Consider the following 12,852-nt stretch of genomic DNA (forward strand, 5'->3'; position numbering starts at 1 on the left):
CTCAGTCCGCCTGGACGGGGGCCCAGGCGGGCCCGGTCTCGCCCAGCTTGTCGTCGAGCTTGGCGAAGATCGGCGTGGGCTTGGCCAGCTTCGTCCCGACCGCGATCGGCGTCGACGCCCAGCGGGCCCCCTCGGACGCGTAGTCGCCCATGAGCACCGGGTAGTCGGGCGCGCCCTCCTCGGAGACGGTGACGATCTCGGGCTGGGCCGCCCACACGCCCGTGCCGCCGAGCGCCTCGTACACCTTCTGAGCGGCGTGGGGCAGGAACGGCGTCAGCAGGGTGTTGCAGTCCTGCACGGCCTGCAGCGCCACGTGGAGGATGGTGTCCCGGCGGGCCGGGTCGTCCTTCTTCTTCCAGGGCTCCTCGTCGGAGAGGTACTTGTTCGCCAGCGACACGATGCGCATGGCCTCGGTGATCGCCTGCTTGAACTTGGCCCGGCCCAGCAGCTCGCCGATGGTGTCGTAGCCGGTGCGGCAGGCGTCCAGCAGGGCGCGGTCGGTGTCCATCAGCTCGCCGGCGGCGGGGATCGCACCCACGTTCTTGTGCGCCATCGACACCGAGCGGTTCACGAGGTTGCCCCACTCGTTGGCGAGCTCGTAGTTGGTGCGGCGGACGAACTCGTCCCAGGTGAAGTCGGTGTCCTGGTTCTCGGGGCCGGCCACCGCGATGTAGTAGCGCAGGGCGTCGGGGCCGAACTCGGCGAGGAAGTCGCGCACGTAGATCACCTTGTTGCGCGAGCTGGAGAACTTCGAGCCCGACATGGTCAGGAACTCCGAACTCACGATCTCGGTGGGCAGGTCGAGGGTGCCGAGGACCTCCGACGGGGTGCCGCCGAGTGAGCCGGCGCCGTTGGCGCCCAGCAGGATGCCGGGCCAGATGACCGTGTGGAAGGTGATGTTGTCCTTGCCCATGAAGTAGTACGACTCGGAGCCACCGTCGTGCCACCACTTCTTCCAGGCGTCGGGGTCGCCGGCGCGCTTGGCCCACTCCACCGAGGCGGACAGGTAACCGATGACCGCGTCGAACCACACGTAGATGCGCTTCATGGCGGCGTCGGACCAGCCCTCGAGCGGGATCGGGACACCCCAGTCGAGGTCGCGGGTGATCGCGCGGGGCTGGAGCTCCTTGGCGAACTGCTCGCTGAACCGGATGACGTTCGGACGCCAGTCGGTGCGGGTGGCGAGCCACTGCTGCAGCTGCTCGGCGAGGGCCGGCAGGTCGAGGAAGAAGTGCTCGGTCTCGACGAACTGGGGCACCTCCCCGTTGATCCGGCTGCGCGGGTTCTTCAGGTCGGTCGGGTCGAGCTGGCGGCCGCAGTTGTCGCACTGGTCGCCACGGGCCCCGTCGAAGCCGCAGTGCGGGCACTCGCCCTCGATGTAGCGGTCGGCCAGCGTGCGCCCGGTCGACGGGGAGATCGCGCCCTGCTGGGTCTTGGCGACCACGTAGCCGTTGCGGTGCAGCGAGGTGAACAGCTCCTGCACGACCGCGCGGTGGTTCAGCGTCGTCGTGCGGGTGTACAGGTCGTAGGACAGCCCCAGGCCCTGGAGGTCCTCGACGATGACCTGGTGGTACTTGTCGGCGGTCTGGCGCGCGGTCAGGCCCTCGGAGTCGGCCTTCACCTGGATCGCCGTGCCGTGCTCGTCGGTCCCCGACACCATGAGGACGTCGTTGCCCGCCATGCGCTGGTAGCGGGAGAACACGTCCGCGGGCACGGCGAAGCCGGACACGTGCCCGATGTGGCGCGGCCCGTTCGCGTACGGCCAGGCAGCGGCGGTGAGGATCCGAGAAGTCATGCGCGCGAGTCTATTGCACCCCGTCGGGCCCACCGCCCCACGTTACCTGTTCAATTGGTCGCTGCAACCACCACCTGAAGGTGAACTCCGGGTGAACTTCGGGCTACGCTTTCGTGATGTGACCCCTGAGTTGGTCCTGCTGGTGCTGGCCGTCGTGACGGCACTGGCCTTCGACTTCACCAATGGTTTCCATGACACGGCCAACGCGATGGCGACGTCCATCGCGACGAAGGCGCTGACACCCAAGTTCGCCGTGGGTCTGTGCGCCGTGCTGAACCTCATCGGCGCGTTCCTGTCGGTCGAGGTGGCCCTCACGGTCACCAACGCGGTCATCCGCATCCAGAACCCCGACGGGACGCCCCGCACCGAACTCCTCACCGACGGCGGCCGCCCGCTGTTGATGATCCTCCTGGCCGGCCTGATCGGCGCCATCGTGTGGAACCTCTTCACGTGGTTGCGCGGCCTGCCCTCCAGCTCGTCCCACGCCATGTTCGGCGGCCTCATCGGCGCCACGATCGCCGGCATGGGCGTCGACGGCGTCAAGTGGGTCGGCGAGGGCGCCAAGCTGGACGGCGTGGTCGGCAAGATCATCCTCCCCGGCCTTGCCTCCCCGCTCATCGCCGTGTTCGTCGCGATGGTCGGCACCTGGCTGGTGTTCCGCATCGCCCGCGGCGTCGCCGAGTCCGTCATGGACAAGGGCTTCCGCTGGGGCCAGGTCGGCACCGCCTCCCTCGTCTCCCTGGCGCACGGCGCCAACGACGCCCAGAAGACCATGGGTGTGATCACGCTCGCGCTGATCGCGTCCGGGCACTGGGTCGACACCCACGCCATCCCGCTGTGGGTGAAGGTCACCTGCGCGTCCGCCATCGCCCTGGGCACCTGGCTGGGCGGCTGGCGCATCATCCGCACCATGGGCAAGGGCCTGGTCGAGATCTCCTCGCCGCAGGGCATGGCCGCCGAGGCCTCCTCGGCCGCGGTCATCCTGTCCAGCTCGCAGCTCGGCTTCGCGCTCTCGACCACCCACGTGGCGACGGGCTCGATCCTGGGTTCGGGCCTCGGCCGCCGCGCGGAGGTCCGCTGGGGCATCGCCGGCCGCATGGGCCTGGCCTGGCTGATCACGCTGCCGTCCGCGGCCGTCGTGGGCGCCGTCATGTGGTGGATCGGCACCACCCTCGGCCCCTGGCTCGGCCCGGTCACGATCTTCGCGATCCTGTGCGGGCTGGCGCTGAGGATGTGGCTGCACTCCCGCATCAAGCCGATCGGGCACCACAACGTGAACGACGACTGGGAGGCCCCGGACACCCCGGCCGCCCTCCAGACCGAGGAGGTGGCCCGATGAGCCAGGCCATGGCGGCGCTCGACGCCGTGTGGAAGGTCCTCGCGATCGGCCTGCTGCTGGGCGCCGGCCTGCCGGCCCTGTTCTCCCTCGGCGTGCGCCAGCTCGCCGTCGCGACCGAGCCCGGCGCGAACGTGGCGCTGCACAAGGCCCTCGGGTGGGCCGCGTTCGTCGTGGTCGGCGCCGCGGTGACCCTCGGCATCGCCGGCATCGTGGCCCACGGCCTGGGCGTCAAGCTGTTCTTCTGATCAGAGGCCCTCGTACGCCGGGGCGATGACCTCGGCGACCAGCCGTTCCCGCTCCTCGTGGGGCAGGAAGGCCGCGCGCGCGGCGTCCGTGGCGAACCGCTCGAGGTCGGCCGGGCCGTACCCGAACGCCTCGACCAGCAGCTCGGTCTCGCGCGTGTAGGACGTGCGGCTCATCAGCCGGTTGTCGCAGTTGACCGTGACGACGAAGCCGAGGCGCTCGAGCAGCCCGAAGGGGTGTTCGGTCACGGTCCCGCAGATGCCCGTCTGCAGGTTGGAGCTCGGGCTCACCTCGAGCGGGATGCGTCGGTCCAGCACCCAGCGGGCCACCGGCCCCAGCCGGTAGCCGGACGCGTCGCGGGTGATGTCCTCGACCACCCGCACACCGTGCCCCAGCCGCAGCGCCCCCACGTGGAGCGCGCCCGCGATGGAGGCCACCCCGGCCGCCTCGCCCGCGTGCACCGTGAACGGGGTGAACGTCTCGCGCAGCCGGGCGAACGACGCCGCGTGCAGTTCGGCACCGAAGCCGTCCTCGGGCCCGGCGAGGTCGAAGCCGGCGACGAGGTGCTCCCCCGCGACCGCGAGCTCGACCACCTCCGGGTTGGGAGGCGTGTGCCGCAGCGACGTCACCAGCTGACGCGCCACGAAGGGCGTCCCAGCGGCCTCCGCCGCGGCCATGCCGTCGGCCAGGCCGGCGCCGACCGCGGCGACGGCGTCCGGGATGGACAGGCCCCCGCGCGTGTGCTGCTCGGGTGCCCAGCGCGCCTCGCCGTACACGACGCCGTCGGCGGCCAGGTCCTCGACCCACTCGCGCGCCACGCGGCGCAGCTGGTCAGCGGTCTGCATGACCGCGATGGTGTGCTCGAAGGTCGTCAGGTACCGGACCAGCGAGCCGGAGTCAGCGGCGTCGAAGAACCAGTCCCCCAGCGCCCCGCCGGGGGCCGGGAGGGGGTGGCCCGCCTCGGCGGCCAGCTCGGCGACCGTGGCCGCCCGCAGCCCGCCGTCGAGGTGGTCGTGCAGGGCGACCTTCGGCAGCCTCCCGATCGCCCGGTCCGCGGTGGTCACTTCCCCAGTGCCTCGGGCCCGAAGGCCTGCGGGAGCACCTCGGTCATCGACAGGACGCCCTCAGGCGTCTCGACCAGCAGGTCGGCCCCGCCGTGCTCCCAGAGCAGCTGGCGGCAACGGCCGCAGGGCATGATCACGTCGCCCTCACCGTTGCAGCACGTGAACGCGAGCAGGCGCCCTCCCCCGCCGCGCACGAGGTCGGAGACCAGGCCGCACTCGGCGCACAGCGTGACGCCGTACCCGGCGTTCTCGACGTTGCAGCCCGACACGACCCGGCCGTCGTCCACCAGCGCGGCCGCGCCCACCGGGTAGCCGGAGTAGGGCGCGTACGCCGTGGCACACGCCTCGCGGGCCGTGGCGCGCAGGAGGTCCCAGTCGATGACGTCGCTCATGCGATCCGCTCCGCGCATCGCATTCACTTCGTATAAGGCACGCCGTCGGCGGCCGGGCCGCGCGAGCGCCCGATGAGGCCGGCCACCGCGATGACGGTCGCGATGTAGGGCAGCATCAGCAGGAACTGGCTGGGCATCGGCGTGGACAGGCTCTGCAGCTGGGTGGCCAACTGGGTGACGAAGCCGAAGAACACGGCCATCAGCGCCGCGCGCACGGGGTGCCAGCGGCCCATGATCAGCGCCGCCAGGGCGATGAAGCCGTTACCGACGGTGATGTCCTTGTTGAAGGCGCCCGTGGAGCCGATCGTGAAGAACGCGCCGCCGAGGCCGGCGAACACGCCGCCCAGCAGCACCGCCTGCCAGCGGACCGCGCGCACCGAGATGCCGACCGTGTCGGCCGCCGCGGGGTGCTCACCGACGGAGCGGACGCGCAGGCCCCAGCGGGTGCGGTAGAGCAGGAAGGCGACGATGAACACCGACAGGATCGCCAGGTAGACCAGGATCGTCTGGTTGAACAGCACCGGGCCCAGCAGCGGGATGGCCGACAGGACCGGGATCGGGATCGCCTGCATGATCGGGGCGCTGTTGAGCGCGCCCGAGTTCGGCTGGACCAGCTGGTCGAAGATGAAGCCCGTCAGGCCGGACGCGAACAGGTTGAGCACGACGCCCAGGACGACCTGGTCGACGATGTAGCGGATCGCGAACACCGCCAGCATCGCGGCCATCAGGACGCCCGCAATCATGGCGGCCACGAGGGCCATCGGGATCGACTTGGTCACCGAGCCCACGGTCGCCGCCGTGAACGCCGCGACGAGGAACTGGCCCTCGATGGCGACGTTGACCACGCCGGAGTTCTCGCACAGGACGCCGCCCAGGGTGCCCAGCACCAGCGGGGTGGCCAGGGCGATGGTGCCGGCGAGCTGGTTGCTGACCTGGAACGGCAGCCCGACGCCGGACGCGGCCCACGTGATCAGGCCGAGCATCACGGCGATGCCGGCCAGCGCGGCCGCCCCCGTGCGCAGCCGCGCATTGAGGCGTCCGCTCAGGAAGCCCACGCCGACCGCCAGTGTGACCAGGCCACAGACCAGGACGGTGGCCAGGCCGGGCAGCGAGAAGGTGGGCAGCTGGACGGCGTCGAAATACCCCGACAGCGCGTACTGGGCCTCGCCCTTGGTGCGGAACGCCAGGATGAGCAGGACGAGGCCGATGCCGGCCATCAGGCCGCCGGAGGACAGGCGCGCGCGCCGGGCCTCGCGGGACTCGGTGTGGTCGAGGTGGATGACCTCGTCACGGGGGGCGATGGTGGTGGTGCTCATGCCTGACCTCCGGCGACGACGGCGCGACGCTCGCGCAGGAACGGGACGAGCGTGCGGACGAGGCCGGGGGCGGCGACGAACAGCACGATGAGGGCCTGCAGCACCATCGAGAGGGTCAACGGGGTGCCGGCGATGCTCTGCATGGAGAGACCACCGGCGTGCAGGCCGCCGAACAGCAGCCCGGCGAAGACGATGCCCAGCGGCCGCGAGCGACCGAGCAGCGCGACCGTGATGGCGTCGAAGCCGACCGAGCCGACGATGCCCTGGCTCAGCGGCGTCGGGACGCCGTTGGCGGCGGGGCCGATCGCGGACTGGACGCCGGCCAGGCCGGCGAGCAGGCCCGCGATCGCCATGGTGATGATCGTGGTCCGGGCGACGTCCATGCCGGCCGTGCCGGCGGCGTGCGGGTTGGCGCCCACGGCCCGGATCGTGAAGCCGATCGTGGAGCGCTCGATGAGCCACCAGGTGCCGAGGGCCGCGAGCAGCGCCACGAGGAAGCCGACGTGGAGCTGGCCGAAGATGCTCGGGAAGGTGGAGGTGTCGTGGACGGCCGGCGAGATCGGGTCCTGGCGGCCGGGGCGCAGGAACGCCTTGGTGGTGAGCAGCCAGGCCAGGATGCCCACCGCGATGTAGTTGAACATGATGGTCACGATGACCTCGTGGGCACCGGTCTTGGCCTTGAGGTAGCCGACGATGCCACCCCACACGGCACCGCCGATGACGCCGGCGGTCAGGGCGACGATGAGGTGCAGCACGGGCGGCAGCTGGAGGGCGAAGCCCACCCACGCGGCCAGGATCGCGCCGATGATCGCCTGGCCCTGCGCACCGATGTTGAACAGGCCGGCGCGGAAGCCCAGGCCGACGCCGAGGCCGGCACAGATCAGCGGGGCCGCCTCGCGCGTGGTCGCGGCCAGCGCGGCCGGGGAGCCGATCGCACCCACGGCCAGCGCCGAGTAGGCCGAGGAGACCTTGCCCCACGCCGCCCCCAGCGGCAGGGCGGGGGCCGTGAACAGGTAGGCGAACTGGCCGGCCACCTCGGGGTCGCTGACGATCATCAGGATCGCGCCGGCGAGCAGCGCCAGCACGAAGGCCGCCACCGTGATCGCGATGCCGCGCCACTGGAAGGTGGCGCGACGCTTGGTCGCCGGAGTCGTGAGTTCGGTCATCGGTTCCCCTCCTGGCCCTCGGGCGCCTCGGTCCGGTGGACCTCGGCCTCGTGCACCTGTTCCACCAACGGGGTGGGGTGCTCGGCGGCCGCCCGGACCGCCTCCTCGTGGCTGGCGCCGGCCATCATCAGGCCCATGACGTCGCGCGGGGTGTCGGGGCCCACGATGCCGACCACCTTGCCGCGGTACATCACCAGCACCCGGTCGGCGAGCGCCTCGACCTCGTCGAGCTCGGTCGACACCAGCAGGACCGCGGTGCCCTTGTCCCGCTCGTCGACGATGCGGCGGTGCAGGAACTCGATGGCGCCCACGTCCACGCCGCGGGTCGGCTGGCTGGCCACCAGCAGCGACAGGTCGCGGGAGAGCTCCCGGGCCAGGATGACCTTCTGCTTGTTGCCGCCCGACAGCGAGGAGATGGGGCTGGACACCGCCTGGGTGCGGATGTCGAACTCGTCCTTCAGCTTCTCGGCGTTCTCGGCGATCGCGCCCAGGTCGAGCGCGACGCCCTTGCTGAACGGTGGCTGGGTGACGCGGTTGAGCACGAGGTTCTCGGCGACCGAGAAGGTGCTGACGAAGCCGTCGTCCTCACGGTCCTCGGGCACGAACCCCATGCCGGCGCCGATCGTGGCCGCGGGGCGGGCCCGGGTGATGTCCACCCCGTCGAGGATCAGGGTCCCCGACAGGGGCGGGATGTTGCCCAGCAGGGTGTCGGCGAGCTCGGACTGGCCGTTGCCCTCGACGCCGGCGACACAGAGGATCTCGCCCCCGCGCACGTCGAAGCTCACGCCGTCGACGACGATGCCGCCGGCCGCGTTGGCGACCTTCAGGTCGCGCACCTCGAGGCGGACGTCGCGCGTTGCGGGTGCCTCCTTGGCGATGCGCAGGTCGACGGCACGGCCCACCATGAGCTCGGCCAGGTCGGCCTCGGAGGTGCCCGGCTCGGCGTGGCCGACGATCTTGCCGCGGCGCATGACGGTGATGCGGTCGGCGATGGCCCGGACCTCGCGCAGCTTGTGGGTGATGAAGACGATCGCCTTGCCCTCGTCGCGCAGGACCTGCATGACGGCCATGAGCTCGTCGATCTCCTGCGGGGTGAGCACGGCGGTCGGCTCGTCGAAGATGAGGTACTTCGCGTCGTTGGCGAGCGCCTTGAGGATCTCGACGCGCTGCTGGACGCCGACCGGCAACTCCTCGACCACGGCGTCGGGGTCGACCGGCATCTTGTAGCGCTCGGCCAGCTGGCGCACCTTGGTCCGCGCGGCGTTCTTGTCGAGGACGAAGCCGCCCTCGTTGCCGAGCATCATGTTCTCGGCCACGGTGAAGACCTCGACCAGCATGAAGTGCTGGTGGACCATGCCGATGCCGGCCGCCATGGCCTGCTTCGGGTTGGTGAACTTCTGCGGGACCCCGTCGATGAGGATCTCGCCACCGTCGGGCTGGTAGAGACCGTACAGGACGTTCATGAGGGTGGACTTGCCGGCCCCGTTCTCGCCCAGGAGGCAGTGGATCTCGCCGGGGACCACGTCCAGGTCGACCGCGTCGTTGGCGGTGAAGGTGCCGAAGCGTTTGGTGATGCCGCGCAGTCGCAGGCCGGCCGTGTCTTCGTTGCTCACGGGCGGAATCCTTCCATGGGGCTCGGTGGCGGATGGGGGGACGCGCGAGGGGAGGCCGTTTCGGCCTCCCCTCGCGGTGTCAGGTGGTGCGGGTCACGCCTCGATCTTGATCGCGCCGGAGATGATGTCGGCCTTGATCTGCTCGAGCTCGGCCTTCGTCTCGGCGGAGACCTTCGAGTCGAAGTCGTGGAACGGGGCCAGGTAGGCGCCCTCGTTCTCGAGGGTGCCGACGTACACCTCGTTGTTGAAGGTGCCCTCCTTCGACGCCTTGATGGCCTCGAACACGGCGACGTCCATGGCCTTGCCGACCGAGGTCGCGATGATCGAGGAGTAGGACGGCATGCTCACGTAGCCGTCGGTGTCGACCCACATGCCGACGACCTTGCCACCGGAGGCCTGGGCGGCCTGCAGGCCACCCTCACCGGCCGGGCCGGCGACGGGCAGGATCACGTCGGCGCCCTGGGAGACCAGGGTGTCGGCGACGCGCTTGCCACCGGCGAGGTCCTCGAAGGGGCTCGCGCCGGGGATGAACTGGCCGTCCTGGGTCTCGGAGCTCCAGCCGAGCACCTCGACGTTGGTGCCCTTCTTCTCGTTGTGGTACTTGACGCCCTGGGCGTAGCCCTCCATGAACGCGGTCACGCTCGGGATCTTGGCGCCGCCGAAGGTGGCGACCTTGCCGGTCTGCGACAGCGAGGCCGCGACGTAGCCGGCCATGAAGGCGGGCTCACCGGTGTTGAAGACCAGGCCCTTGAGGTTCTCGGCCGGGGCGTCGTAGGCGTAGTCGACGATCGCGAAGTCGACGTCGGGGTTCGCCTTGGCGGCGGCCTCGGTGGCGTCACCGAGCATGAAGCCGACCGTGACGACGATGTTGCAGCCGGCGCTGACCATCTGGTCGATGTTGGTCGCGAAGTCGGAGGTCGTCTTGGACTGCGCCTCGTTCTGCTTGACACCCAGCTGGGCGACGGCGTCCGTCAGGCCCTTGTGGGAGGTCTGGTTGAAGGACTTGTCGTCGAAGCCGCCCGCGTCGGAGACCATGCAGGCGGTGAAGTCGGAAGCGGGGGCCGCGGCCGTGGAGGCACCGCCGGCCGGGGCGGACGGGGCCGCCGTGTTCGCGGGAGGAGGGGTGGCGCAGCCAGCCAGCAGCAGGGCGGCGGCCAGGCCGGAACCGATGAGGGACTTCTTCACTTGATGCCTCCTAGGCACGTGTCTCGAGCCGGTTTTGTGAACCCGGGCTGAGGGGCAGCATAACCGGCGCACCCTCTCGAACACCTGCCCCGGATGGCCCTCCGGAGTGGTTGATACAGCTTCGTTATTAGGTTAACTCACCTGTCGGACAAGGGCTTCGGCCGAATCCACCATGCGGATCGTCTCGCGCTCCCAGTCCGGCTCCTGCCCGCGGTAGGGCCCGGTCGCCAGCGAGATGATGACCGCGGCGGCCCGCAGGCGCAGCTCGACGGGGTCGACCCGCTCGTCGAACACCGGCACCCAGGAGCGCAGCAGCCCGTGCACGCGGGCCTCCTGCTCGGCGTTCATCCGCTGGATCGTCGAGAGGTGGGCGATGAGGCAGGCCAGGTCGTCGGCGCGGCGTCCGGGACCGATCGTGTCGACGTCGAGGATGCCGACCACCCGCCCGTCGGCGACGTGCACCTGCCCCTCGTGGAAGTCGCCGTGGGTGGGCTCGTCCCCGGGCGGGATGCCGGCCAGCCCCGCCTGCACGCGGGCGACGAGCCGGCCCAACCGCTCCTCCTCCGCGGGCACCGCCGCGGCGACCATGCGGGCGTAGTGGTCGATCGAGTCGGCCCAGGGCGGACGCCGCTCGAGGTCGGCGACCCCGGCCGGGAAGGCATCCAGCACGTCGATGAGCTGTTCGGCGCTGCACGGCGGGGTCGCGTCGAACACCGCGCGGGCCAGCGGGCGGCCGGGCAATTCCCCCAGCACGAGGAGGAAGTCGGCCGTCCCGGCGGCGATCGGCGGGGCCGGGACGCCGGCGTCCAGCAGCATCTTGTGGCGGCGCGAGACGTCGTGGAACAGCCGTTCGCGCAGCACCTTCACGAAGAACGTGGGGCCGTCCGCCACCGACGCCCGCAGCACCGCCCGGCGGCGCGGGCGGTAGGTCACCATCGAGAGGTCGAGGCGGTCGGCGGCGATCGGCTCGGGCAGCGCCTTGTAGGCGTTCAGCACGGCGGCCATCGAGCTGGGGTAGGCGGCGCGCGCGAGGCCGGGCAGGTCGGGGTCGTTGGGGTAGAGCCACACGGCCACCTCGCGGTCGCCGTCGGCGAAGATCTCGGCGCGGCTGTCGGACGCCGACAGGCCGTTGGCGCGCGCGCTCACCCCCAGCAGCTCGTCACGGCGCCCGAAGGGCCAGTCCACGATCGCGGAGTAGGTGGCGGTGGTCGACTGGTTCGGGTTGGCGTCCACGTGGTCGAGCGCCCAGGCGACCAGCGTGCCGCCCGCGTGCGTCACGGCAGCGCTGAGCAGCCCACCCACCCCCTCGGAGGTGAGCAGGGCGGCACCGTCGTCGCTCGACATAGCCCTCCCCTGACCGTCGCCGTGCGTGCGCAGGCTACTGGATGGGCTCTCCTGTCGCACCCGCGCCGAGCCGTTCGAGGCGCAGGCGGGCCGCCCGGCGTCCGTCGAGCTCGGTGACGGTGAACTCCACGTCCTGGGGCGCGGCGTCGCCCTCGGTGGCCGCCGGCAGCGCCCGGGCCACGGTGTCCCCGAGCTGGGGCAGGCTGCCGAGCTCGGCCATGAGCCAGCCCGCCACGGTGTCGTAGGGGCCCTCGGGCAGGACGAGGTCGAACCGCTCGGCGAACTGCTCCAGCGTGGTGAGGCCGTCCAGCTCGTCGGCGCCGCCGGCGTGGCCGTCGGGGTCCTCCAGGTCGAACTCGTCGGTGATGTCGCCGATGAGCTCCTCGACGAGGTCCTCGATGGTGACGATGCCGGCGGTGCCGCCGTACTCGTCGCGGACGATGACCATGTGGTCGCCGGCCGCCTGCATCACGGACAGCGCGTGCAGGATGCGGACGGTGCCGGGCAGGGCGTTGACCGGGCGGACGAGCTGGCTGACGGGTGCCTGGCGCGCGGCCGGGTCGAGGTCGAACAGGTCGCGCATGTGCAGGAAGCCGAGCACCTCGTCGACGTCGCGGCCGACCACCGGGTAGCGGGAGTGCGCGCCATCGGCGATCAGGCGGATGGCCTTGTGCGCGGGCATGTCACCGTCGAGGAAGTCGACCTCGGTGCGGGGCACCATCGCCTCGCGCAGCGTGACCTGGCCGGCGGCGAACACCTCGTCCACGATCTGGCGCTCCTCGTCGCCGAGGGTGGCCGAGCTGGAGACCATGGCACGGAGCTCCTCGTCGGTCACCTCCTCGCGGGACGCCTTGGGGTCGCCGCCCAGCAGCCGGACCGCGATGTTGGTGGAGAAGCCCAGGAACCAGATGACCGGCCGGGTGATGGTGGCGATCACGTTGACCAGCGGCCCGAGCGTCAGGGCGAACGTCTCGGCGCGCTGCATGGCCAGGCGCTTGGCGGTGAGTTCGCCGAGCACGATCGAGAAGTAGGAGATGGCGACCGTCACGAGCACCAGGGCGAGCGTGCCGGACGCGGCCTCGGGCAGGCCCCACCCGACGAGCACGGGGGCCAGGTCCTCGGCGAGCGTGGCGCCACCGAACGAGGCGGCGAGGAAGCCCGACAGGGTGACGCCGATCTGCACCGCGGAGAGGAAGATGTTGGGGTCGGCCGCCAGCCTCGCCACCGTCCCGCCGCGCTTGCCCTTGGACGCCAGCCCGCGCACCTGGCTGTCCCGCAGGGACACCAGGGCCATCTCGGCGGCGGCGAACACCCCGCCGATCAGGATGAACAGGAAGATCAGCAACACGTTCGACAGCGTCGGACTCACGGCGGCCAGCCTAGCGGTGCCCGCGC

At 71.2% G+C, this 12,852-nt stretch carries 11 protein-coding genes; 2 read left to right on the forward strand and 9 right to left on the reverse strand.

From position 1 onward, the window contains the following. Nucleotide 1: 1 nt before the first annotated feature. Nucleotides 2-1,795 carry a methionine--tRNA ligase gene (gene metG, locus J4N02_RS10400; RefSeq protein WP_182815748.1) on the reverse strand — a complete coding sequence of 598 codons (1,794 nt, stop codon included), beginning with the start codon at nucleotides 1,793-1,795 and terminating at the stop codon, nucleotides 2-4. 118 nt (nucleotides 1,796-1,913) lie between these two features. On the opposite strand from metG, the gene J4N02_RS10405 reads away from it, so the two are divergent. After that, nucleotides 1,914-3,134, forward strand: coding sequence for an inorganic phosphate transporter (locus J4N02_RS10405; RefSeq protein ID WP_182815746.1), 1,221 nt, complete (start codon nucleotides 1,914-1,916; stop codon nucleotides 3,132-3,134). Next, nucleotides 3,131-3,379, forward strand: coding sequence for a hypothetical protein (locus tag J4N02_RS10410; RefSeq protein ID WP_182815744.1), 249 nt, complete (start codon nucleotides 3,131-3,133; stop codon nucleotides 3,377-3,379). The genes J4N02_RS10405 and J4N02_RS10410 overlap by 4 nt, the downstream gene beginning before the upstream one ends. Here the strand turns inward: J4N02_RS10410 and J4N02_RS10415 are convergent, their stop codons facing one another. The 8 genes from J4N02_RS10415 to J4N02_RS10450 all read right to left on the reverse strand — a co-directional run bounded on the left by J4N02_RS10415 (nucleotide 3,380) and on the right by J4N02_RS10450 (nucleotide 12,826). After that, the gene (locus J4N02_RS10415; RefSeq protein WP_188332808.1) at nucleotides 3,380-4,441 is read right to left on the reverse strand and encodes an adenosine deaminase; all 1,062 of its coding nucleotides are present in this window, start codon (nucleotides 4,439-4,441) and stop codon (nucleotides 3,380-3,382) included. Continuing rightward, nucleotides 4,438-4,833: a cytidine deaminase gene (locus J4N02_RS10420; RefSeq protein WP_188332807.1), complete on the reverse strand. Its 396-nt coding sequence runs from the start codon at nucleotides 4,831-4,833 to the stop codon at nucleotides 4,438-4,440. Before J4N02_RS10420 ends, J4N02_RS10415 begins: the two co-directional genes overlap by 4 nt. Before the next feature lie 23 nt (nucleotides 4,834-4,856). Beyond that, complete coding sequence (locus J4N02_RS10425; RefSeq protein WP_182815738.1) at nucleotides 4,857-6,149, reverse strand: ABC transporter permease; 1,293 nt, start codon at nucleotides 6,147-6,149, stop codon at nucleotides 4,857-4,859. After that, the gene (locus tag J4N02_RS10430; RefSeq protein ID WP_188332806.1) at nucleotides 6,146-7,315 is read right to left on the reverse strand and encodes an ABC transporter permease; all 1,170 of its coding nucleotides are present in this window, start codon (nucleotides 7,313-7,315) and stop codon (nucleotides 6,146-6,148) included. Before J4N02_RS10430 ends, J4N02_RS10425 begins: the two co-directional genes overlap by 4 nt. Then, nucleotides 7,312-8,937 (reverse strand): ABC transporter ATP-binding protein, encoded by a 1,626-nt coding sequence (locus tag J4N02_RS10435; RefSeq protein ID WP_208091229.1) that lies wholly within the window; start codon nucleotides 8,935-8,937, stop codon nucleotides 7,312-7,314. Before J4N02_RS10435 ends, J4N02_RS10430 begins: the two co-directional genes overlap by 4 nt. A gap of 84 nt (nucleotides 8,938-9,021) precedes the next feature. After that, nucleotides 9,022-10,113, reverse strand: coding sequence for a BMP family protein (locus tag J4N02_RS10440; RefSeq protein WP_188332805.1), 1,092 nt, complete (start codon nucleotides 10,111-10,113; stop codon nucleotides 9,022-9,024). A gap of 132 nt (nucleotides 10,114-10,245) precedes the next feature. Further along, nucleotides 10,246-11,457, reverse strand: a complete 1,212-nt coding sequence (locus tag J4N02_RS10445) for a phosphotransferase family protein (RefSeq protein ID WP_182815733.1) — start codon at nucleotides 11,455-11,457, stop codon at nucleotides 10,246-10,248. Nucleotides 11,458-11,491: 34 nt separating this feature from the next. Beyond that, entirely contained in the window at nucleotides 11,492-12,826 is a 1,335-nt protein-coding gene (locus tag J4N02_RS10450; RefSeq protein ID WP_182815731.1) for a hemolysin family protein, read from the reverse strand. Nucleotides 12,827-12,852: the final 26 nt, after the last annotated feature.

It is taken from the genome of Propioniciclava sp. MC1595 (assembly GCF_017569205.1).
Classification (GTDB): Bacteria; Actinomycetota; Actinomycetes; order Propionibacteriales; family Propionibacteriaceae; genus Propioniciclava.